The sequence below is a fragment of the Arthrobacter sp. MDT2-34-1 genome (assembly GCF_059091365.1).
Map to the genome: position 1 here is coordinate 219,604 of NZ_JBNHGO010000003.1, position 19,974 is coordinate 239,577.

At 68.2% G+C, this 19,974-nt stretch carries 18 protein-coding genes and 2 pseudogenes; 15 read left to right on the plus strand and 5 right to left on the minus strand.

What is annotated here, in order from left to right; genetic code table 11:
* Window positions 1–28 precede the first annotated feature (28 nt).
* Together AC5RVV_RS14415 and AC5RVV_RS14420 are read right to left on the minus strand one after the other, a co-directional pair.
* Complete coding sequence (locus AC5RVV_RS14415) at window positions 29–1,285, minus strand: M20 family metallo-hydrolase (RefSeq protein ID WP_494002078.1); 1,257 nt, start codon at window positions 1,283–1,285, stop codon at window positions 29–31.
* Entirely contained in the window at window positions 1,282–2,967 is a 1,686-nt protein-coding gene (locus AC5RVV_RS14420; RefSeq protein ID WP_494002343.1) for a thiamine pyrophosphate-dependent enzyme, read from the minus strand. Before AC5RVV_RS14420 ends, AC5RVV_RS14415 begins: the two co-directional genes overlap by 4 nt.
* Before the next feature lie 117 nt (window positions 2,968–3,084).
* Here AC5RVV_RS14420 and AC5RVV_RS14425 point away from each other — a divergent pair, with 117 nt between their 5' ends.
* The 7 genes and pseudogenes from AC5RVV_RS14425 to AC5RVV_RS14455 form a co-directional block, all read left to right on the plus strand.
* Window positions 3,085–4,242: an RsbRD N-terminal domain-containing protein gene (locus AC5RVV_RS14425; RefSeq protein WP_494002079.1), complete on the plus strand. Its 1,158-nt coding sequence runs from the start codon at window positions 3,085–3,087 to the stop codon at window positions 4,240–4,242.
* 192 nt (window positions 4,243–4,434) lie between these two features.
* Complete coding sequence (locus AC5RVV_RS14430; RefSeq protein ID WP_494002080.1) at window positions 4,435–5,796, plus strand: MFS transporter; 1,362 nt, start codon at window positions 4,435–4,437, stop codon at window positions 5,794–5,796.
* On the plus strand, window positions 5,793–6,188 hold the full coding sequence (locus AC5RVV_RS14435; protein ID WP_494002081.1) for a RidA family protein: 396 nt from the start codon (window positions 5,793–5,795) through the stop codon (window positions 6,186–6,188). Before AC5RVV_RS14430 ends, AC5RVV_RS14435 begins: the two co-directional genes overlap by 4 nt.
* Window positions 6,181–6,801, plus strand: a complete 621-nt coding sequence (locus tag AC5RVV_RS14440) for an RraA family protein (protein ID WP_494002082.1) — start codon at window positions 6,181–6,183, stop codon at window positions 6,799–6,801. Before AC5RVV_RS14435 ends, AC5RVV_RS14440 begins: the two co-directional genes overlap by 8 nt.
* 190 nt (window positions 6,802–6,991) lie before the next feature.
* Complete coding sequence (locus AC5RVV_RS14445; protein WP_494002083.1) at window positions 6,992–7,645, plus strand: GDSL-type esterase/lipase family protein; 654 nt, start codon at window positions 6,992–6,994, stop codon at window positions 7,643–7,645.
* Window positions 7,646–7,655: 10 nt separating this feature from the next.
* Window positions 7,656–9,221 (plus strand): annotated as a pseudogene (locus AC5RVV_RS14450) (DEAD/DEAH box helicase); the annotation flags it as partial.
* A gap of 117 nt (window positions 9,222–9,338) precedes the next feature.
* Window positions 9,339–9,830, plus strand: a pseudogene (locus AC5RVV_RS14455) (DEAD/DEAH box helicase); the annotation flags it as partial.
* Between the two features lie 31 nt (window positions 9,831–9,861).
* Here AC5RVV_RS14455 and AC5RVV_RS14460 read toward each other — a convergent pair.
* On the minus strand, window positions 9,862–11,298 hold the full coding sequence (locus tag AC5RVV_RS14460; RefSeq protein WP_494002084.1) for an amino acid permease: 1,437 nt from the start codon (window positions 11,296–11,298) through the stop codon (window positions 9,862–9,864).
* Window positions 11,299–11,534: 236 nt separating this feature from the next.
* Here AC5RVV_RS14460 and AC5RVV_RS14465 point away from each other — a divergent pair, with 236 nt between their 5' ends.
* From AC5RVV_RS14465 to AC5RVV_RS14500, 8 genes are all read left to right on the plus strand, one after another.
* Complete coding sequence (locus tag AC5RVV_RS14465; protein WP_494002085.1) at window positions 11,535–11,867, plus strand: ArsR/SmtB family transcription factor; 333 nt, start codon at window positions 11,535–11,537, stop codon at window positions 11,865–11,867.
* A 13-nt stretch (window positions 11,868–11,880) separates the two neighbouring features.
* Entirely contained in the window at window positions 11,881–12,378 is a 498-nt protein-coding gene (locus AC5RVV_RS14470; protein ID WP_494002086.1) for an SRPBCC family protein, read from the plus strand.
* 133 nt (window positions 12,379–12,511) lie between these two features.
* Window positions 12,512–13,144 carry a CG0192-related protein gene (locus AC5RVV_RS14475; protein WP_494002087.1) on the plus strand — a complete coding sequence of 211 codons (633 nt, stop codon included), beginning with the start codon at window positions 12,512–12,514 and terminating at the stop codon, window positions 13,142–13,144.
* Window positions 13,141–14,475, plus strand: coding sequence for a DUF2254 domain-containing protein (locus AC5RVV_RS14480; protein ID WP_494002088.1), 1,335 nt, complete (start codon window positions 13,141–13,143; stop codon window positions 14,473–14,475). The genes AC5RVV_RS14475 and AC5RVV_RS14480 overlap by 4 nt, the downstream gene beginning before the upstream one ends.
* 244 nt (window positions 14,476–14,719) lie before the next feature.
* Window positions 14,720–16,177, plus strand: a complete 1,458-nt coding sequence (gene cycA / locus AC5RVV_RS14485; protein WP_494002089.1) for a D-serine/D-alanine/glycine transporter — start codon at window positions 14,720–14,722, stop codon at window positions 16,175–16,177.
* 216 nt (window positions 16,178–16,393) lie between these two features.
* Window positions 16,394–17,347 (plus strand): acyl-CoA thioesterase, encoded by a 954-nt coding sequence (locus tag AC5RVV_RS14490; protein ID WP_494002090.1) that lies wholly within the window; start codon window positions 16,394–16,396, stop codon window positions 17,345–17,347.
* Window positions 17,348–17,515: 168 nt separating this feature from the next.
* Window positions 17,516–17,956: a VOC family protein gene (locus tag AC5RVV_RS14495; RefSeq protein ID WP_494002091.1), complete on the plus strand. Its 441-nt coding sequence runs from the start codon at window positions 17,516–17,518 to the stop codon at window positions 17,954–17,956.
* A gap of 24 nt (window positions 17,957–17,980) precedes the next feature.
* The gene (locus AC5RVV_RS14500) at window positions 17,981–19,003 is read left to right on the plus strand and encodes a 1-aminocyclopropane-1-carboxylate deaminase (protein ID WP_494002092.1); all 1,023 of its coding nucleotides are present in this window, start codon (window positions 17,981–17,983) and stop codon (window positions 19,001–19,003) included.
* 66 nt (window positions 19,004–19,069) lie between these two features.
* On the opposite strand, the gene AC5RVV_RS14505 is transcribed toward AC5RVV_RS14500, so the two are convergent.
* Both AC5RVV_RS14505 and AC5RVV_RS14510 read right to left on the minus strand, forming a co-directional pair.
* A complete protein-coding gene (locus AC5RVV_RS14505) occupies window positions 19,070–19,399 on the minus strand; it encodes a hypothetical protein (RefSeq protein ID WP_494002093.1) in 330 nt (109 codons plus the stop codon).
* Between the two features lie 47 nt (window positions 19,400–19,446).
* Window positions 19,447–19,959 carry a hypothetical protein gene (locus AC5RVV_RS14510; protein ID WP_494002094.1) on the minus strand — a complete coding sequence of 171 codons (513 nt, stop codon included), beginning with the start codon at window positions 19,957–19,959 and terminating at the stop codon, window positions 19,447–19,449.
* Window positions 19,960–19,974 lie beyond the last annotated feature (15 nt).

Sequence of the window (19,974 nt, forward strand, 5' to 3'; positions counted from 1 at the left end):
GGACACGTCAACAAAGAGCGCGGGCCGACTATTCCGCGCGGTCCAACTCCCCGTGACACAGGCGCCGGACCACGTCCGTGAGCATGTGCAGGCCTGCCACGACGTCCTCGTCCCTGGTGTACTCGTGCTCGTTGTGCGAGATGCCCTCGACCGAGGGCACGAAGAGCATGATCGTCGGAACGATGTCCTTCATGTTCGTCGAGTCATGCCCGGCCAGGGTCTTCACCTTCCGGTAGGAAAGGCCGAGGTCGACCGCGGCCTTTTCGGCCAGTTCCACGCCCTCGGGCTGGTACGGCGTCACGGGCCAGCAGTGGGAGCCGCCCTTGTCGATCCGCACGTTCGCGGCCCGCTCGATCTGAAGCATCCGCTCGTGCAGCATCTGGTCGGCCTCGGCCAGTACCGCCTCGTCGGCAGACCGCAGGTCAAGCAACAGGTTCACCCGGGACGGCACGACGACGGGAGAATTCGGATACACGTCGAGCTGGCCCACGGAGGTGTGCAGGACGCCGGGAAACCGGTCCGCGATTTCCCGCGCCGCCACCACCAGCATCGAGGCCCCCAGCAGGGCATCCTTCCGGTCCGCAATCACCGTGGAGCCGGTGTGCGACTGCTCGCCGTGCACCACGAACTCGTATTTGTTCGCCGCCCAGTTCGAATCCACCAGGCCGATCGTCACGCCGTCGCGCTCCATGCTCCGGCCCTGCTCGATATGGATCTCGGCGCAGTAGGCCGCCGCCGGCCCCGTGCCGGACCCGAGGCAGCCGATGGATTGCAGCGCTTCCGCGACCGTAATGCCAGCCGGGTCCTCCACCGCCAACGCGGCGGCGGCGGTCATCTTTCCGGTGTAGACCGAGCTGCCCATCATCGAGGGCTTGAACCGCGCGCCCTCCTCGTTGAACCAGTTCACGACCGCCAGGTTGTGCCGCGGCACCGTGCCCGAGGAGCGCCATTCGGCCGCCAGCCGGAACGCGGCGTGCGCGGCGGCGAGGACCCCGTAGGCGCCGTCGTACTTACCCGCGGTCGGCTGGGAGTCCAGGTGCGAGCCCACCACCACATACGGCGCGTCCGGCACCAACTCCAGCAGGCCGAATTGGTTGCCTATCTGGTCGAACTCCACGCGGAAGCCCTTCGACTCCAGCAGTTCGGTGAACCAGCGCCGCTGTTCGCCGTCCGCCGCCGATCCGGCCAGCCGGTGGACCCCGCCGTTCTCCGTCGCCCCGAACCCGCTCAGCGCCTCGAAGTCCCGCAAGAAGCGTGCGTCGTCGTGTGAATCCAGCCCGCTCATCGCGCGTCCTCCTGTTCTCCGGTCTTCGGTGACCGCACGGATGGGTCCTGCAGCACGTGCAGCAGGGCGGGCTTGCCGCTGTCGACGGCGCGGCGGAAGGCATCGCGGAAATCAGCTGTCCGCTCCACCCGTTCGCCGTAGCCACCGAAGGACTGGGCCCACTGCGCGAAGTCCGGGTTGGTGAGCTCCGTGCCCGACGGCCGGCCCGGATAGCTGCGCTCCTGGTGCTCGCGGATGGTCGCGAAGCACCCGTTGTCCACCACGATGACCACCGGCGCGCTGCCGTACGCCGCGGCCGTCCCGAATTCCTGCCCGTTCATGAGGAAGCAGCCGTCGCCGGCCACGGAGACCACCTGCCGGCCGGGGAAGATCAATCCGGCCGCCACGGCGGCAGGGATGCCGACCCCCATGGCGCCGTTGCGCGGTGCCACGAGCGAGTCGGCTGCCGAGTGCGGCAGGTAGCGTGCCGGCCACAGCGCGTGGTTTCCCGCGCCGTAGGTGATGACGGCGTCGTCGTTCAGTTCCTCGCGCAGCACCGTCATGCACTCGTTCAGGTCCACGCCGCGGCCGCCGTCGAGCGGCACGGGGGAGCTGAAGCGCTCGTACTCGGCGCGGGCATCCGGCAGCCAGGACGGCTCGGCGGCGCCGGTCTCCGGCAGCCCGGACAGGGCCTCGGTGAACGCAATCGGATCGGCCACGATGTGCTGGTCGAGGCGCCCGAAGTGCCCCAGCGTGTCGCCGGGCATCACTACCACGGTCTCGGCATCCAGGCCGGCGGTGTACCCGTCGCTAAGGACGTCGGCGCGCGGGCAGCCGATGAACACCAGCAGATCCGACTTGTCGAACCGCGCTGCCAGCGCATCACTGCGGGCGTAGCCGAGCGACCCTACGTAGCTGTTGCCGCCCTCGAGCCGGTGCGGCACGGCATCGTAGGCGCGGAAGTCCGCGGCCACCGGGATTCCACGCCCGGCCGCCCACCTGGCCAGCGCCTCGCCGGACTCCTGCGTCCAGCTTTCGCCGCCCACCACGATCATCGGGCGGCTGGCCTGTGCCAGCCTCGTGCCGAATTCCTGCAGTGCCGACGACGACGGGGCCGTGCGGGCCAAGGCTCGCGGCGTCACCGGGACGCCGCCCGGGACCAGGTGGGTGAGGACGTCCTCGGGGAGACCGATGACCACCGGGCCGGGCCGGCCGCTGAGGGAGGTGTGGATGGCGTCGTCCACGACCGCGGCTGCCGAGGCTGCATGGTCGAGGACCAAGACCTTCTTGGCGGTGCTGCCGAACCAGGCGTTGATGTCGAACTCCTGGAACGACTCACGTCCGCGGTCGGCCACCGGGATGAGTCCGACGAAGAGCACCAGGGGAGTGGCGTCCTGGTAGGCGGTGTGGACGGAGATGAACGCGTTCGCCGCGCCGGGCCCGCGGGTCACCATGGCGATGCCGGGAAGGTCGGTCAACCGGCCCTCGGCCAGCGCCATGAACCCGGCGCCTCCCTCATGGCGGGTGACGACGGTGGTGATCGAGGAATCGTGCAGGCCGTCCAGGACGTCGAGGAAGCTCTCGCCCGGGACGCCGTAGACGCGTTTCACCCCGGCGGCCTCGAGCTGTGCCACGATCAGATGTCCCGCGCTGATACCGGCGCCGGCGCTGCCTGCGCTGCCGGACCTGCCGGCCTCCGGCATGGCTGTAGTGCTCACGCTGTTCCCTTCCTTCGGTCTTTGTCTCGTTCCATGCTGGCAGCCGCGAACTGCGAAGTAACTAGCTGAAGCCAACCCCTTTGGCGCGTTTAGACTGTGCTCATGCACACAGTCTTTGGCGAGACGTCCGACCGGGCCTGGGCCGGTCTGGTGGCGCGGCTGCGGCAGCAGGCCGGGGCGTTGAAGGCGGATTTCGTCCGGCGGGTTCGGAGCATCCCCGGCTACGCGCAGGATCTGGTCGGCCACGACGATCTGGAGTCGACGGCGGCAGGTTCCCTCGAGCTGATCCTGGACTGCCTGGAGGAACCCGCTTCCTATCCAGGCCTGCTGAGGTTTGCGGAGGAACTGGGCGCCCGCCGGGCACGCCAGGGTGTGCCGCCGGAGGCGCTGATTTCCGCCGTGCGTCTCGACTTTCCGGTGGTCTGGGGCAGCCTGTTGGAGCTGTCGGGCCCCGAGGACGCCGCCATGCTGACAAACCGGGTGGAAACCGTCTGGAAGGTGGTTGACGACTATGCCGCCGCCGCCCATTCCAGCTATCTCGCCGAGCGTATCCTCATGGCCCGGGAGGAAGCGGGCGTGCGGCACGAGTTCGTGGCCGCGTTGTTCGGGCCGGAGGGCCAGCTGCCGGAGACCCGGAATCGGTTCGCCACAGCGTTCGACGTGAATCCGGATGGCCGGTTCGGGATAGCCGCCGCGCAGGGGAAGGCCGCCGCGGCGCTGCGTCAGCTCGCGTCCTATTCACACCGTGGGGCGCCGGCCTTCCTCCATCAGGCGGACAAGTACACGTACGTGTTCTGGCCCGAAACGCAGGGGATGCAAACCCTGGGCGGCGTGCGGGTCCCGGCACCGCTGGCATCCGTTCCCTGCGGGGTGCACGGACCCGTGCTCGGACTCGGGGAACTGACGCCGGCGGCGAGGATCGCCGCGGTGCTCAGCGATCTGGTCAACAGCAGTGACAAGCAGCCGTTGACCGTAGGTGAGGACTGGACCCGCTTGACCCGCCTGCGGATGGCGGGGATCGGCATCGATGTCAGGGCCGGGCTCGAGGCACAACTGGCGGTTTGCCGGCCGGACGAACGCGACCGGCTGGAAGAAACCGTGCTCAGCTTCATGCGGAACGGGAGCGTCACCGAAACCGCCGAGCACCTCTATTGCCACCGCAACACCATCCTGAACCGGCTCAAGCGGTTCAAGGACCTCACCGGCATTGACCTGATGAAACCCGTGGAGGCGGCCCGCGCGGTTGTCGCCTGGGCCTGAGGCAAACCCCGGGGGCCTGTAGGGGTTGTCTCGGGGCGGGTGTGCAGATGCCCAGCCCCGGCGTCTGAAACGTGTGTGCTTAGCGATTGTGAGGCACACTACACGCCGGGATAGTGGGTAAACGATTCGAATGCGCTCAGCACGAGCATGCGGCCCTGCCGCCGACCACTTCGCACCCCTATTGGAGATGCAATGTCCCAGCATGTGACACCCACCAGCGCGGCCGCGGCCCGTTTGGACCGCCGGAAGATGCGGAAGATATCCACGGCAAGCGTCATCGGCACCACCGTCGAGTGGTACGACCTGTTTCTTTTCGGCACCGCGTCCGCGCTGGTGTTCAACCGGATCTTCTTCCCCGAGCTCGACGGCGCCGTCGGCACCATCCTGTCGTTCCTGACCTTCGCGTCGGCCTACCTGGCCCGCATGGTGGGGGCCATCCTGTTCGGTCACTTCGGCGACCGGCTGGGCCGCAAGTCCATGCTGCTCATTTCACTCATGACCATGGGCGCGGCGACCTTCGCCATCGGCCTGGTGCCGGACTACTACACCATCGGCGTGGCAGCGCCGCTGCTGCTGCTGCTGCTGCGGCTCATCCAGGGGCTGGCGCTCGGCGGCGAGTGGGGAGGCGCGGTGCTCATGACCGTCGAGCACGCACCGGAGAACCGGCGCGGCTTCTTCGGCTCCATGGTGCAGATCGGTGTTCCGATCGGAACCCTGCTGGCCAACGTCGCCTTCCTCATCGTGGCCTCGAGCATGAGCGACGAGGCCCTGCTCAGCTGGGGCTGGCGCGTCCCGTTCCTCCTCTCCGCCGTCCTGGTTGCGGTCGGAATCTACATCCGCCTCAACATCGAGGAGACCCCGTCCTTCCAGATGGTCCGCGAGACCGGGGCCAAGGCCAAGCTGCCGTTCGCCTACCTGATGAAGCGCTACTGGAAGCAGGTCATCCTGGGCGGCGTCGCCACCCTCTCCACGGGCAGCACCTTCACCCTCCTGGTCGCTTCCGGCGTCAACTACGGCACAGCGGAGCTCGGCTACTCCAAGGACAAGATGCTCTGGGTGGTCATGTTCGCCTGCGCGCTGGCGTTTGTTGCCATCCCCTTCTTCGGCCGGCTCTCGGACCGCGTGGGCCGGAAGCCCATCATCTTCGCCGGCATCATCGCCGAGGCCCTCCTGGCCTTCCCGTTCTTCTGGCTGCTCAACTCCGGATCCGAGCCGCTGCTCTTCGTTGCCTACGGCCTGATGATGCTCGCCTTCTCCGCCAACTACGGACCGATCGCGACCTTCCTCGCCGAGCTCTTTGGGTCCAAGGTCCGTTACTCCGGCCTGTCCGTTTCCTACATGCTCTCCGGCCTGCTGGGCTCCGCGGCGACTCCCGCGATCACCGTGGCGTTGCTGGCGGCCACCGGCCAGAGCACGTCCATCGCCTGGTACATCATGGGCGCCGCGGTCCTCTCCCTCATCGCGCTGTACCTCCTGACGGAGACCCGACACGGCGATATCGACGCCGTGGACAACACGGACACGGTGAAGGCATTTGCCAAGGCGGAATCGTGAGCATTCGCCGCATCACTGCAGCGCCGGGTGCGGTGGGGCCGGTGGGGCCCTACTCCCAGGCGGTGGTGGCGAACGGTTTTGTCTTCACCTCCGGGCAGATCCCGGCGGGGCCCGGCGGCCTGGCCGACCAGCCGGAGAACTTCTCCGACCAGGTGCGCCAGACCATCCGGAACCTCGAAGCGATCCTGATCGAGGCCGGCAGCGGCCTGCAGCACGTGGTCAAGGTGAACACCTACCTGACCAGTGCGGACCAGCTCGAGGAATACAACGCCGTGTACGACGAGTACTTCGGTCCGCACCGGCCGGCCCGCACCTCGGTGTGCGTCAGCCTGTGGGGCGTGTCCCTGGAGATTGAATGCGTGGCAGTGGTTCCAGGGGCAGACCATGGATGAGTTGCTGCGGAAACTGGGCCGGGTCAGCCTCCCCACCCTCGGCCACTTCCTGGAGGACGGCTTCTGCAGTGGGGACATCCGGAGCATGGTTCCGGGCGTCCGCATGATCGGGATCGCCGCCACCGCCTTGATTCCCGACGCCGATGCCGTGGCCGTGAACCAGGCACTGGTCCGGCTACGCGCCGGCGAGGTCTTGGTTCTGGACCTGAACGGGGACCGGAGCCACGCCCCGGTGGGTGCGGTCACGTCTGCCGCGGCCCGCGCCCGCGGCGCCGCGGGCATCCTGGTGGACGGACCGGTCACCGATCTCACGGATCTGCAGGCGGTGGACGACGGCGGGGCGTTGCCGGTCTTCGCGCGCGGCACCACCTGCCTGACCACGAAGCGGCACGGCTCCGGCCGGTCGCAGTTCGGTGTCGCGGTCACCATCGGCGGCACCACGGTGAATCCCGGCGACATCGTCTTAGGTGATGAGAACGGAGTGGTGGTGCTGGCGCCCGAGGTGGCAGCCGCCGTCGTCGATTCCGCCCTTGCCTCGGACGATGCCGAGCCGGCGATCCTGAAGCGGATCGCCGCGGGAGAGCAGTTGGAGGACGTGCTCTACCTCGGCTAACGAACAGTAATTCGCTCAAGGACCCGGGTGCGCTCTACGGCACCCGGGTCCTTTCGTCCTCTGGCCTGCTCCAGGGGGATAGGGAACGCACCTACCGGGTGGTCGGGGCGGGGGGATAAGGTGTGCTCACCGGCCCGAGTGCCCGCCAGCGGTCCCGAAGGCCTCACCGACCCTGAAACAGGAGGGCGACATGGCAGCTGACGCACCCGGCAGCACCGGCCACGTCGTGCTGCTCGGCGACTCGGTGTTCGACAACGCGGCCTATGTTGCCGGCGGCCCCGACGTCGTGACGCACCTTCGCGGGCTGCTGCCGCGCGGGTGGCAGGCCACGCTCCTGGCCCTCGACGGCGCCGTCATCAGCGGGGTCGCCGGCCAGCTCCGCTCCCTCCCGCGGGACGCCACGCACCTGGTGATCAGCGTGGGCGGGAACGACGCCCTCGGCTACGCTTACCTGCTCAATGAACCGGCCGTGTGGGCGGCCGAAGCCCTGGCCATGTTCGCCGATGCCCAGGATAGATTCGGCGCCGGCTATGCCGCGATGCTGGATGCGGTCGCGGCCACGGGGCTGCCGACGGCGGCCTGCACCATCTACGACACCCCGCCGTCGGGCCCCGACCAGCGGATCATCCGGTCGGCCGCCGCCCTGTTCAACGACCACATCACTCGGGCCGTCTTCGCCCGGGGGCTGGCGCTGGTGGACCTGAGGCTTATCTGTCCCGAAGACGCCGACTACGCGAATCCGATCGAGCCCTCCGTCCAGGGCGGCCGCAAGATCGCGCACGCCATCAGCGCCTACCTGTTCCCCGAGCAGGCCGCCCCTCGCTCCCTGGTCATCGGCGCCTGAGCGCCGGAAGATGCCGGACAACGAACGCCTTGAAGCCGGCACCGTCGGCGCGGCCGGCACGGTCGGCGCGGCCGGCGCCCGCACGCTCCGGGAATTCCGGGATCGGCTGGGCTTCGAGCTGGACCCGTTCCAGGTAGAGGCCTGCTCGGCGCTCGAGGCCGGCCGCGGGGTGCTGGTAGCGGCCCCCACCGGGGCCGGCAAGACGGTGGTGGGGGACTTCGCCGCCTTCCTGGCCGTCGCCCGGGGCACCAGGACGTTCTACACCACGCCCCTCAAGGCGCTGAGCAACCAGAAGTTCGCCGAACTCTCCGCGGCCTACGGGAGCGCCCGGATCGGCCTGCTCACGGGAGACAGCAGCGTCAATCCGGACGCCGACGTCGTCGTCATGACCACCGAGGTGCTGCGCAACATGCTCTACACGGGATCCCCGGGCCTGGAGCGACTGGCGTATGTGGTGATGGACGAGGTGCATTACCTGGCAGACCGGATCAGGGGAGCGGCGTGGGAGGAGGTCATCATCCAGCTCCCGGAGACGGTGCGGCTGGTCAGCCTCAGCGCCACCATCTCCAACGCCGAAGAGTTCGGGGCCTGGCTGGAAGCGGTGCGCGGCGACACCGCCGTGGTGGTGTCCGAACACCGTCCGGTGCCCCTGTTCCAACACGTCATGGCCGGAAACCAGCTGTTCGACCTGTTCGCCGAGCCCGTCGCCTTCGACGAGCTCGACCCGCAATCGCCGGCGGTGCTGGACGGGCATCCGCTCAACCCCCACCTGCTGGCGCTGCCCGATGCTGCCTCGCTGGCTCGACCTTCCGCCGGCGACGAGCAGGAGCGCGGCCGGACCCGGCAGTTCCACCGGTCACGCAGCCCGGCAGAACGCGGCCGGGAGTCCAAGCCCTGGGCGCAGCTGCTCCAGCGGCTCGGCCGCGACGGCCTGCTGCCGGCGATCGTGTTCGTCTTCTCCCGGGCCGGGTGCGACGCGGCCGTCCGTTCCTGCACCGGATCGGGACTCTGGCTGACGGACCTCCGCGAACGCCGGGAGATCCTTCGCCGCGTCGACGCCGCGGACCTTGGGCTGACCGGGGAGGAGGGCGAGGCGCTCGGAATCCCCGGGTGGCGGGAGGGCCTGCGCCGGGGCATCGCCGCGCACCATGCCGGAATGCTTCCGGCGTGCAGGCAACTGGTGGAGCAGTTGTTCGCCGAGGGCCTGCTCAAGGCCGTCTTCGCCACGGAGACCCTGTCCCTGGGGATCAACATGCCCGCCCGCTCGGTGGTGCTCGAGCGGCTGGAGAAGTTCGACGGCGAGGACATGGTTCCCTTGACCGCGGGCCAATATACGCAGCTGACCGGACGCGCGGGCCGGCGCGGCATCGACACGGAGGGCCACGCCGTCGTGCTGTGGAGACCGGGAGTGGATTTCGCGGCCGTCGCGGCACTGGCCTCCCGGCGCACCTACCCGCTGCACTCCGGCTTCCGGCCCGGCTACAACATGGCCGTCAATCTCATCGCGCGGCACGGCCACGAGGGCGCACGCGCACTGCTGGCGCGGTCGTTCGCCAGTTTCCAAGCGGGGAGGTCCGGTCGGCCGGACCCCGGAATCCATGAGGAAACCTTCGAGGGCCTGGTTCGGGTGCTCGCCCGGTACGGCTACGTCGTGGACGGTGCTCAAGGGGTGCTGATTGACGACGGCGGCGCTCGGCTGCGCGGGATCTACGGCGAGCGGGACCTGCTGGTCTGCCTGGGCCTGGACAGGGGCGCCTTTCGGCGGCTTACCCCGGTGGAGCTTGCCGGTTTTGCCGCCGCCCTGGTGTACCGCAGCGGCAGGAGCCCGGCGGGGTTGGCGAAAATGCCGACCGGCGGGCTGCAGTCCTCCTTCGACACCCTCACCGACGCCTGGGCGGAGCTGAGCGTGCTGGAGCGGCGGTACCGGCTGCCGGGCACCGCGGAACCGGAGACCGGGCTGGTCCGCCCGCTGTTCCGCTGGGCGGCTGGCCGAAGCCTGGCCGACGTCCTGCCGGAGAGCGCCTTGTCTGCCGGTGGTTTTGTGCTCTGGGCCAGGCGGTGCGCCGACCTGCTCGAGCAAGTTGCCGCCGTCTACCCGGAGCCGTCGGCCGCCGCCGACACGTGCCGCGAGGCCGTGCGCCTCATCCGGCGCGGGGCAGTGGCCCGCGGGACCCAGATCGACTGAGCGTCGGTCAGCGCAGGGCTAGGGGCCTAAACTACTGCTCCGCCGGCGCCCGCGACGGTTCCGCGGCCACGTCCGCGCCGGTCTCGTCCACCAGCTCCGCGCGGCGCCGCCCGGCGCCCTTGATGCCGAAGCGGTAGGCCACGAACAGCAGGGCGATCCACGCGCAGCCCACCACCAAGGCCACCCGCGTGTCCGGCATGATGCCCAGCAGCACCACGATGAACACCATGAAGCCCAGCGCCAGGTAGGACGCCACCGGCCAGAACGGCACCGGGAATTCCGACGCCGGCAGCCCCTTCCGCGCAATCTCCCGCTTCATCGCGATGTGGGAGAGCAGGATCATCAGCCAGACCCACACCGTGGCGAACGTCGCGATCGACGCAACGATCAGGAAGAGGGACTCCGGCAGGAGCGCATTAAGCACGACGCCGGCCAGCAGCACGGCGGCCATCGTCGCGACCGTCATCCACGGCACGCCGTGCCGGGAGATCTTCGCGAAGGCCTTCGGCGCGTGGCCCTGCTCGGCTAGCCCGTACATCATTCGCCCGGCGCCGAACGTGTCGGAGTTGATGGCGGAAATGGCGGCGGTGATCACCACGGCGTTGAGAATGTGCGCGGCCGCCGGGATGCCCAGCATGTCGAAGATCTGCACGAACGGGCTGGTGGAGCCGTCGATCCGGTCCCACGGCGAGATCATCATCAGCACTGCCAGGGTGCAGACGTAGAAGAGCAGGATCCGCACCGGCACGGTGTTGATCGCGCCCGGGATCGCCTTCTTCGGGTTCTCCGCCTCGCCGGCCGTGATCCCGATGGTCTCGATCCCGCCGAACGCAAACATCACGATGGAGAAGGAGGCCAGCAGCCCCCAGAACCCGTTGGCCAAGAAGCCGCCGGATCCCAGCATGGTCTCCAGCCCGGGGTTGGCGCCGTCCGGCAGCCCGAAGCCGAAGATGATGATCGCGGCGCCGCCGAGGATCATGGCGATGATCGCGGCGACCTTGACCAGCGACAACCAGAACTCGGTCTCGCCGAACACCTTGACCTTGACGAGGTTCAGGGCGGCGATGAAGAACACGACGGCGAGGATCCAGATCCAGCGCGGCACCTCGGGGAACCAGAAGCCCATGTAGATGCCGAACGCCGTCACGTCCGCGATCGCCACGATGGCCATCTCGAACGCGAACGTCCACCCGGTGATGAACCCGGCGAACGGGCCCAGGTAGCGGCTGGCGTACTGGCCGAACGATCCGGAGACCGGGTGCCGCACAGCCATCTCGCCCAGCGCCCGCATGACCAGGAAGACCGCGGCGCCGCCGATGGCGTAGGCCAGCAGCACGGCCGGCCCGGCGGCCTGGATGGCGGCGGCCGATCCGTAGAACAGGCCGGTGCCGATCGCGGAGCCAAGGGCCATGAAACGGATGTGGCGGACAGTCAGGCCACGCGCGAGCGCGGACGCGAATTGCGGCATGGGAGAAACAACCTTGCTGGAGGGAGACGGCCGGTCAAAAAAGCGGCCAATCAATTCTACGCCCCGCCCGGAACCTCGGCGGGCCACAAGCCGTCCGTACGCCCGACGCCAACCGCACTGCGGCCGCAGCGGCGATCACCAGGCCGGCATCGGTGCCCCTGTGTGCGGTGCCACCGTCGCCGTCTTCCGTCCCAGACCCTTGACCCGGCGCTCGCCGAGGACTAACCTGCAACCAAATGGTTGTAGATCAAGTCAGTGACCTCGAGTTGGACCGCCTCTTCCAGGCGCTCGCCGACGCTACCCGCCGCGACATCGTGGCCCGGGTGCTCACCGGCGAGTTCTCGGTGTCGGGTCTGGCGGCGGGGTACCAGATGAGTTTCGCCGCGGTACAGAAACACGTCGCGGTCTTGGAACGGGCTTCCCTGGTGGTTAAGGAGAAGCGCGGAAGGGAGCAGATGGTGCGGCCTCATCCTGAAGGAGTGCGAAGAGCGCGTCGCCTGCTCGACGAATACGAGATGCTCTGGCGCCAACGCGTTGACCGGATCCAGGACATTCTCGCCATGGGATAGGAAGGACACCGTCATGCCGGTTACCGATACCAAGCAGAACCTCGAGGCCCTGACGTTCACCCTCGTGGCCGAGTTCGATGCACCCGTCGAGCGCGTCTGGCAGCTCTGGGAGGATCCGCGCCAGCTGGAACGCTGGTGGGGCCCGCCCGAGTGGCCCGCCACCTTCAGCAAGCACGAGTTCACTCCCGGCGGCACGGCCAGTTACTACATGACCGGGCCCGACGGCGAGACGGCCGCCGGCTGGTGGCGGATCACCGCGATCGAGGCCCCGCACCGGCTGACCTTCGAGGACGGGTTTGCCGACGACGACGGCGAGCCGGTGGCGGACCTGGGCACCACCTACGCCACGGTCACGCTGGAATCCATCGGCAGCCGCACCCGGATGACCACCGAGTCCAGGTTCGAGTCCGCCGAGCAGCTGGAGAAGATGCTCGAGATGGGGATGGTCGAGGGCATGCAGGGTGCCATGGGTCAGATCGACGCCATCCTCGCCGAGCCCGCATCCGTCTGAGTCCAGGCATCCCGCATTCGTCTGAGCCGGGCATCCCGCGAGCGAAAGGGGAGTGACCACCGAGGCGGCACGGCTAGCCGGTGACCGACTGACCGCCCGCCCGTGCCCGTCCAAGAGTGGATAGGCTACCAACATGGCCATCATTTACGACGCAGTGTTGAATCCCACCAAGCAGGAGCTGCTGGCGGCATGGCTGCCCGAACAGCCATGGTTCCAACAACTTGGAGCCAGCGCCGGCGAGCTGGAGCACCTTGGCGCCTTCCGCTTCGACGATCCGGCCGGAGAGGTCGGCATGGAAACGCACCTGGTCCGGGCCGGCGAGGGTCCGGTGCTGCACGTCCCGCTGACCTACCGGGGCGCACCGCTGCCCGGAGCCGAACAATTCCTGGCCGGGACCATGGACCACTCCGTGCTCGGCGACCGCTGGATCTACGACGCGTGCGCCGATCCGGTCTACGCCACCGCGCTGGCCACCGTGATCATCCAGGGCGGATCCGGCGCGGAGCAGTTCCGCGACGTGGACGGCAAGCTCGAGCCGCTGGCCGGCGCCCTCCCGGTCCGCGGCAGCGGCGGTCCCGGCGGCATCGTCCCCACCACGACGACGGCGGTGCCCACCACCGAGGGCAGCGTCACCACGATCGACGCCAACCCGTTGACGTTGACCGTCTATCGAACTCCCGAAGCCCAGGAGAGGCCGGCCACGGCCCTGACGCTGACCTGCTCGCTGCCGGGCCAGTCGCCGCTCATCCTCGCTTCCGCCTGGTGAAGCGGGCTCCGGGGCAGGCCTGGGGCCTGCGGCTTGCAGCCTTCCGCTACCGCTTCAAGGAGAGCCTCTTCCTCTTCCCGGCCGTTGTGATGCTGGCCGGCATTGCCCTGGCAATCGGTGCCACCGCCGTCGACAACGCCCTCGGCCACGATGCTGCCGTCCCGCTCACGCTGGCGATGAGCAGTAACGCCGCCACCTGGCTGCTGTCCACCGTCGCCGGTGCGATGATCACCACGGTCGGCGTCGTCTTCTCGCTCACCGTGGTCAGCCTGCAATTGGCCAGCGACCAGTTCTCCCCCCGCGTCATGCGCTCGTTCATCCGGGACCGGCTGAGCCAGGCAGTGATCGGCCTGCTGGTTGCCACGTTCTTTTACTGCGTCCTCATCCTGCCGAGCCTGAGCGGGGAACCCACCGAGCCTGCACCGCGCGTATCCCTGACGATCGCCGTCGTCCTCACGCTGGTGACGGTGGTGGGGATCATCGTCCACCTGGACCATCTCGCCCGGGGCCTCCAGGTGGGCAACGTCGCGCGGGTCATCGCGGTCGAGGGCCGAGCCGTCGTTGCCGCCCTGGACCGGGTGCCCCCCGGACTGCAGCGCGTGGACGCCGCAGACTTCCCTGTCCCCGGAGATGCCGCCGTCGTCCCCAGCCAAGCCAGCGGATGGGTCAGCCAGGTGGACAGCGGCCAGCTTCTGACAGCAGTACCTGCAGGTACAACGGTGCGGATGGAGACCCGCGTGGGGGCCTACATCCATGCCGGCGAGCCGCTGGTCACCGTGTGGCCGCCTCCGCCGGAGCGCAGCCGGGAAAGGCTGGCCGGCGCATTTGAAGTTGCCGCCGCGCGGACCATGCTGCAGGACGTCGACTTCGCCATCCGGCAGCTCGTCGACATCGGCCTGCGGGCGTTGAGCCCGGCCGTCAACGACCCTACGACCGCTGTGGAGGTCATCCTGCGACTGGGCAGCCTCCTGCGGGCGGTCCTGACCGCCCCGCTTGCTCCGGAAGCGCTGCGGGACAAAGCAGGCCGGGTCCTCGTGCAGCCGTGGAACCTGGACCACGGCGAATACGTCAACCACGCCTTCGACCAGCTCCGCCAGACAAGCCTGAACCAGCCGGAGGTGGTCGCCGCGCTGCTCCGGGTCCTGCGCATGCTCATCGCGCACGTCCGTGCCGAGGGCCACGCCGAACACGTGCCGGCCCTAAACCGGCAGATGCAATTACTCCTCGAGGCCCTGCGGGACCAGCCTGGGCTGCATCCCGAAGATCTCCGGCGTCTCGAGGCGCTTTCCTCCGACGAGACGGACCCCGCCGACCACAGCCACAGCCGGTAGACCGGCGTTACAAGTTCGCGGCGACGGTGGTCCCGGGCCGGCCATGTGTTCCCGATTGTTCTCGATTTGACCCACGTGAGCCGCGGCAGATAGGTTTTCGTGGCGTAGGTCACCCACTCGGCCCCTCCGGGCTGCGCGGCGGGCGGCTTGCTATCGGTCTGGCCGGACGGGCAATGGAGCCTGCGTCCGGACCGGTTTGAACGGAACCTCCAGCAGCTACACAGTCCCACCCGTAAGGAACATAGTGAGCGCCACCAGCACCGAACCGCACCTCCAGCGGTCTTTATCCAACCGCCACATCCAGTTGATCGCCATCGGCGGTGCGATCGGCACCGGGCTTTTCATGGGCTCGGGCAAGACGATTTCCGTCGCCGGCCCCTCGGTCATCTTCGTCTACATGATCATCGGTTTCATGCTCTTCTTCGTCATGCGGGCGATGGGCGAGCTGCTGCTGAGCAACACCGAGTACAAGAACTTCGGCGACTTCGCCGGCGACATCCTGGGACCGTGGGCGGCGTTCTTCACCGGCTGGACGTATTGGTTCTGCTGGGTGGTCACCGGCATCGCCGACGTCGTCGCGATCGCGCACTACGTGGCGTTCTGGTGGCCTGACCTGCCGCTGTGGATCCCGGCGCTCGCCTGCATCCTGCTGCTGCTCGCGCTGAACCTGCCCACCGTGCGGGCCTTCGGCGAGACCGAATTCTGGTTCGCGCTGATCAAGATTATCGCCATCGTGGCCCTGATCGTCGTCGGCCTGGTCATGATCATCACCAACTTCGAGCACGACGGCGTCCGCGCCTCCTTCGGGAACCTGTGGGAGCACGGCGGAATGTTCCCCACCGGCTTCATGGGCTTCGTGGCCGGGTTCCAGATCGCCGTGTTCGCGTTCGTCGGAATCGAACTGGTCGGCACCACCGCCGCCGAGACGAAGGACCCGGAGAAGAACCTGCCGCGGGCGGTGAACTCCATCCCGATCCGCATCCTGATTTTCTACGTAGGCGCCCTCATCATCCTGATGGCCGTCCAGCCGTGGACCGGGTTTAACGCCGACGAATCCCCGTTCGTGGGCATGTTCGCCCTCGCCGGCCTCGTCGGCGCGGCCGGCGTCGTGAACTTCGTGGTCCTGACCTCGGCGACGTCGTCGGCGAACTCGGGCATCTACTCGACGTCGCGCATGATCTACGGCCTCTCGCTGGAGGGCGATGCCCCGAAGCGATTCGGCAAGCTCTCCAGCCGCGGTGTGCCGCGCAGCGCGCTGCTGTTCTCCTGCATGTTCCTGCTCGCCGGCGTGGTCCTGCTCTATGCGGAGGGCAGCGTTTCCGAGGCGTTCACCATGGTCACCACGGTTTCGGCGCTCTGCTTCATGTTTGTCTGGACCATCATCCTGGTCAGCTACATCGTGTACCGCCGTCGCCGGCCGCATCTGCACGAGGCCAGCAAGTTCAAGATGCCGGGCGGTTCGTTCATGCCCTACGTGGTCATGGCCTTCTTCGCCTTCATCTTGTGGGCGCTGACCACCCAGCCGGACACGCTGGCGGCCCTGCTGTTCACCCCGGTCTGGTTCGTCGCGCTCGGCATCGGCTACCTGTGGCTGCGCCGCAACCCGGAGCACACCGCGATCCGCGCCGCCCACGACGCCAAGGTGGCCGAGGAAAAGGCGGCACTCGAAGGCCGCGAGGACGCCCTGGCAGGCCGGCGCTAGCCGAGCCCGCCGCAGGCTGCACCGAAACGTCCGCTTCCCGGGTCTCCGGGGAGCGGACGTTTTTGTGTCGGTCCCTCTGCAGCCGGGCCACGTCCCTCAGCAGTTCGGCCGTCACTCAGCGTCCGGCCACGTCTCTCTCCAGTTCCGGCCGTCCCTCAGCGCCCGGCCCGTCCGCCAACCGGCTACGGCGGCCTCACGCGCGGCTACGATGGCGCCATGGAAGATTCGATCACGCTGCGCTTCCTCGCCGCGCCCACCGACGTCGCGGCCGACGGGACCACGGTACAGGCCGGAAGGGTCCTCGAGTGGATCGACAAGGCCGGATACGCGTGCGCCGTCGGCTACTCGGGCGGCTACTGCGTCACCGCGTACGTCGGCAATGTGCACTTCACCCGGCCGATCCGCAACGGCGACCTGATCGAGGTCAGCGCCCGCATCGCGCACACCGGTCGTTCCAGCATGCAGGTGGTCGTGACCGTCGACGCCGCCGACGTCCGCTCGCGGCAGTTCCGGCCGGCGATGGACTGCATCCTGGTGTTCGTCGCCATGGACGAGCAGCGGCGGCCCCGGCCCGTTCCGGCATGGGCGCCGACCGACGACGCGTCGCAGCGGCTGGCACGCGGGATCGAGGGCCGGCTGGAGGCCCGGCGCGAGATCCGCGAGGTGATGAGCGCCCAGGCGTACACGGAGGCTGGCACCACACCGTCCGAACGCTTCCGTTTCCTCGCCGCGCCCACGGACGTGAACTGGGGCGGCAACGCCCACGGCGGGATCGTGCTGCGCTGGATTGACGAGGTGGCCAGGGCCTGCGCCATGGGATGGTGCGGTGCCGACGCCGTGGCGGTCTACTCCGGCGGCATCCACTTCCTAAACCCCGTCCACATCGGCGACCTGGTGGAACTCTCCGCCCGGATGATCCACACCGGTCCGCACTCCATGCACATCGCCGTCCACGTCCGGGCACGGGACCCGCGCGGCGGCGACTGGCGGGACACCACGCAGTGCATGACCGTCTTCGTTACCCGGGACGAGGCCGGGCACGCCGCCAAGGTTCCGCAACTCGTGCTGCGCTCCGACGAGGATCGGAGGCTGGCCGCCCACGCGCAGGATCTGGTCCGGCGGCGCGCCGCACTGCCGCCGCTGGAGTTCGGCGTCGAGCGGACTTACTGACCCCCGCTTCCCGGCACAGGGTGCGGAAGCACCGGAGCACGCACAGGTTGGACGTTCCACTTCACGGGCAGGTGCGGCCGGGGCCCGCCGCCCCTTCCCGCGCGCCGTGGAAGGCGCAAGAATGAACGCGGCACGGAACGCGCCGCATCCACTACGGAAGGCAGACCCATGGCACTGGACCTGAACCCCTACCTGCAGTTCACCGGCAACGCCGCGGAGGCGATCGAGTTCTATCACTCCGTGTTCGGCGGCGAGCTGAGCAAAATGACCTACGCCGAGGGAATGGGCGACGAGAGCCCTGAGACCGGCGGGAAAATCATGCACTCGTCCGTGACCGTGGACCGCGGCTTCCTGCTGATGGCGTCGGACGTGCCGCCCGAGATGCAGGCCTCCCCGAACGGCTACATCTGTGTCAGCTCCAGCGGCGAAGACCCGGGCGAGGACGACAAGCTGCGCAGCTACTGGGAGGGCCTGAGCGACGGAGCAACCGTCAACCAGCCGCTTGAAAAGGCCCCGTGGGGCGACTACTTCGGGCAGCTCACGGACAAGTTCGGTGTGAACTGGATGGTCAACATCACCGCTCCGGAGAATGCCGGATCAGGCCAGTAGCCGCCGAGGCAGAACGGGGACCACATGGCCATCACGGAGTTCGACCGCTACCCGCTCACCTTCGGCCCCAGCCCGGTCCACCACCTGCCGCGGCTGAGCAAGCACCTGGGCGGTGCGCAGATCTGGGCCAAGCGGGAGGACGTGAATTCCGGCCTGGCCTACGGCGGCAACAAGACCCGCAAGCTCGAGTACATCGTCCCGGACATCCTCGCCGAGGGCGCGGACACCATCGTGTCCATCGGCGGCTTCCAGTCCAATCACACGCGGCAGGTGGCAGCAGTGGCCGCGACGCTCGGCCTCAAGGCGCTGCTGGTGCAGGAGAACTGGGTGGACTGGCCGGACCCCCTCACCGACCGGGTGGGCAACATCCTGCTCTCCCGGCTGATGGGGGCGGACGTGCGGCTCGACCCGGCCGGCTTCGACATCGGCATCCGCGACTCCTGGCAGAACGCCATCGCCGAGGTCGAGGCGGCCGGCGGCAAGCCCTATCCCATCCCGGCCGGCGCCTCCGAGCACAAGCTCGGCGGGCTGGGCTTCGCCAACTGGGCGTACGAGGTGCAGCAACAGGAAAAGGACCTCGGCGTCTTCTTCGACACCATCGTGGTCTGCACCGTCACCGGCTCCACCCACGCCGGGATGATTGCCGGGTTCGCCGCCTTGCAGGACGCGGGCGGCCGGGCGCGCCGCGTGCTCGGCATCGACGCCTCCGCCACCCTGTCCAAGACCCGCGACCAGGTCGGCCGCATCGCCCGCAACACGGCGCAGCTCATCGGGCTCGAGCGGGAACTGCACGACGACGAGATCACGGTGCTCGAGGGCTGGGCCGGAGATCTCTACGGCATTCCGGTCGAATCCACCCTGGAAGCCATGCGGCTGAGCGCCTCGCTCGAGGCCATGATCACCGACCCGGTCTACGAAGGAAAATCGATGGCCGCCCTGATCGACCTGGTCAGCAGCAAGGAGATCCCGGCCGAGAGCACCGTGCTCTACGCCCACCTCGGCGGCCAGCCGGCCCTCAACGCCTACAGCGGTTTGTTCCGGAGCTAGGAAACAACGACGGCGGCGCTCGTCTAAGCGCCGCCGTTCCGTGGCCCCGGGGCTGGGAGGGAAGCGTCAGCGGGTCAGCTGGATCACGCTGATGTACAGAATGGTCACGGCAACCGCGGCCAGCAGTTGCCACCAGATGACGTGTTTCCGGACGGCTGGGCGCCGGTGCACTTCGTGCTGGTATTCAACGGCATCGAGGGCAAGGCCGATAAGGACGGCACCGCCGAGGTTCATCCAGAACCCGTTGCCCGCGATATTGAAAAGCGTGATGAACAGAAAAATGAAGGCAATCCCGAGCAGATCGCGGAAGACTTTGCCGCCGCTGGAGAATTTCCACTCCAGGTAGCTTTTCGGCTTTTGCTGGGTTTCTGAGGTCGTTTGATCGTGGGTTGTCATGCATTTCCTCCGGGCTTAGTCTGCCGTCATTGTGCCATGGCGGGGGACTAAGTCGAAGTTTGGGCCAGCTTTATGATCCACTCGGGTGTCCGGTGCCCCTGCTTCTTGTCCGTGACTACCCGCAGCTTGGCCGCTTGAACTCTAATGTGCTCCTGCCGGGAATTCTCAGTAGCCATAGGGGAGCGCGGCTCGATCTCTACATCCTCAAGAACCGTGACCTGTTGAGCCAAATTGTCAGTCGAGGCGACCTGAAGAATCCGCGCCTCTTCCTCGCCGGCCAGATGGCTTTCGGCGAGAAGCGCCAACACGCCGAGTCCGACGACTTTGCGGTCCATGCTGGGTGACATTGAGGCTTCCAACGCCCACTCCGCCCGCGCCCACCACTGGGCACGGCGATCTGCCTCGGCCTGCGCCCGCATGCTGCGCCAGCCGATGTAGGCGGCGATGAGGGCAGCCAAGAGGATAGCCAGCGGACCGAGGGACGCGAGGACATCCCAAACATCAGGGACGTCGTTGCGGACCACAACCTCGAGCGGATCTGGAGCTTGCGGCGGGATCATGGCTCCAACCTAGGG

Excerpts from the sequence above, each read along its gene's own strand:
- AC5RVV_RS14495 (WP_494002091.1), top strand. The coding sequence starts at position 17,516 with ATGGCACTGGACCTGAACCCCTACCTGCAGTTCACCGGCAACGCCGCG.
- AC5RVV_RS14415 (WP_494002078.1), bottom strand. The coding sequence starts at position 1,285 with ATGAGCGGGCTGGATTCACACGACGACGCACGCTTCTTGCGGGACTTC.
- AC5RVV_RS14460 (WP_494002084.1), bottom strand. The coding sequence starts at position 11,298 with ATGCCGCAATTCGCGTCCGCGCTCGCGCGTGGCCTGACTGTCCGCCAC.
- AC5RVV_RS14510 (WP_494002094.1), bottom strand. The coding sequence starts at position 19,959 with ATGATCCCGCCGCAAGCTCCAGATCCGCTCGAGGTTGTGGTCCGCAAC.
- AC5RVV_RS14465 (WP_494002085.1), top strand. The coding sequence starts at position 11,535 with ATGGTTGTAGATCAAGTCAGTGACCTCGAGTTGGACCGCCTCTTCCAG.
- AC5RVV_RS14475 (WP_494002087.1), top strand. The coding sequence starts at position 12,512 with ATGGCCATCATTTACGACGCAGTGTTGAATCCCACCAAGCAGGAGCTG.
- AC5RVV_RS14425 (WP_494002079.1), top strand. The coding sequence starts at position 3,085 with ATGCACACAGTCTTTGGCGAGACGTCCGACCGGGCCTGGGCCGGTCTG.
- AC5RVV_RS14440 (WP_494002082.1), top strand. The coding sequence starts at position 6,181 with ATGGATGAGTTGCTGCGGAAACTGGGCCGGGTCAGCCTCCCCACCCTC.
- AC5RVV_RS14505 (WP_494002093.1), bottom strand. The coding sequence starts at position 19,399 with ATGACAACCCACGATCAAACGACCTCAGAAACCCAGCAAAAGCCGAAA.
- AC5RVV_RS14500 (WP_494002092.1), top strand. The coding sequence starts at position 17,981 with ATGGCCATCACGGAGTTCGACCGCTACCCGCTCACCTTCGGCCCCAGC.
- AC5RVV_RS14490 (WP_494002090.1), top strand. The coding sequence starts at position 16,394 with ATGGAAGATTCGATCACGCTGCGCTTCCTCGCCGCGCCCACCGACGTC.
- AC5RVV_RS14470 (WP_494002086.1), top strand. The coding sequence starts at position 11,881 with ATGCCGGTTACCGATACCAAGCAGAACCTCGAGGCCCTGACGTTCACC.
- AC5RVV_RS14445 (WP_494002083.1), top strand. The coding sequence starts at position 6,992 with ATGGCAGCTGACGCACCCGGCAGCACCGGCCACGTCGTGCTGCTCGGC.
- AC5RVV_RS14430 (WP_494002080.1), top strand. The coding sequence starts at position 4,435 with ATGTCCCAGCATGTGACACCCACCAGCGCGGCCGCGGCCCGTTTGGAC.
- AC5RVV_RS14420 (WP_494002343.1), bottom strand. The coding sequence starts at position 2,967 with ATGCCGGAGGCCGGCAGGTCCGGCAGCGCAGGCAGCGCCGGCGCCGGT.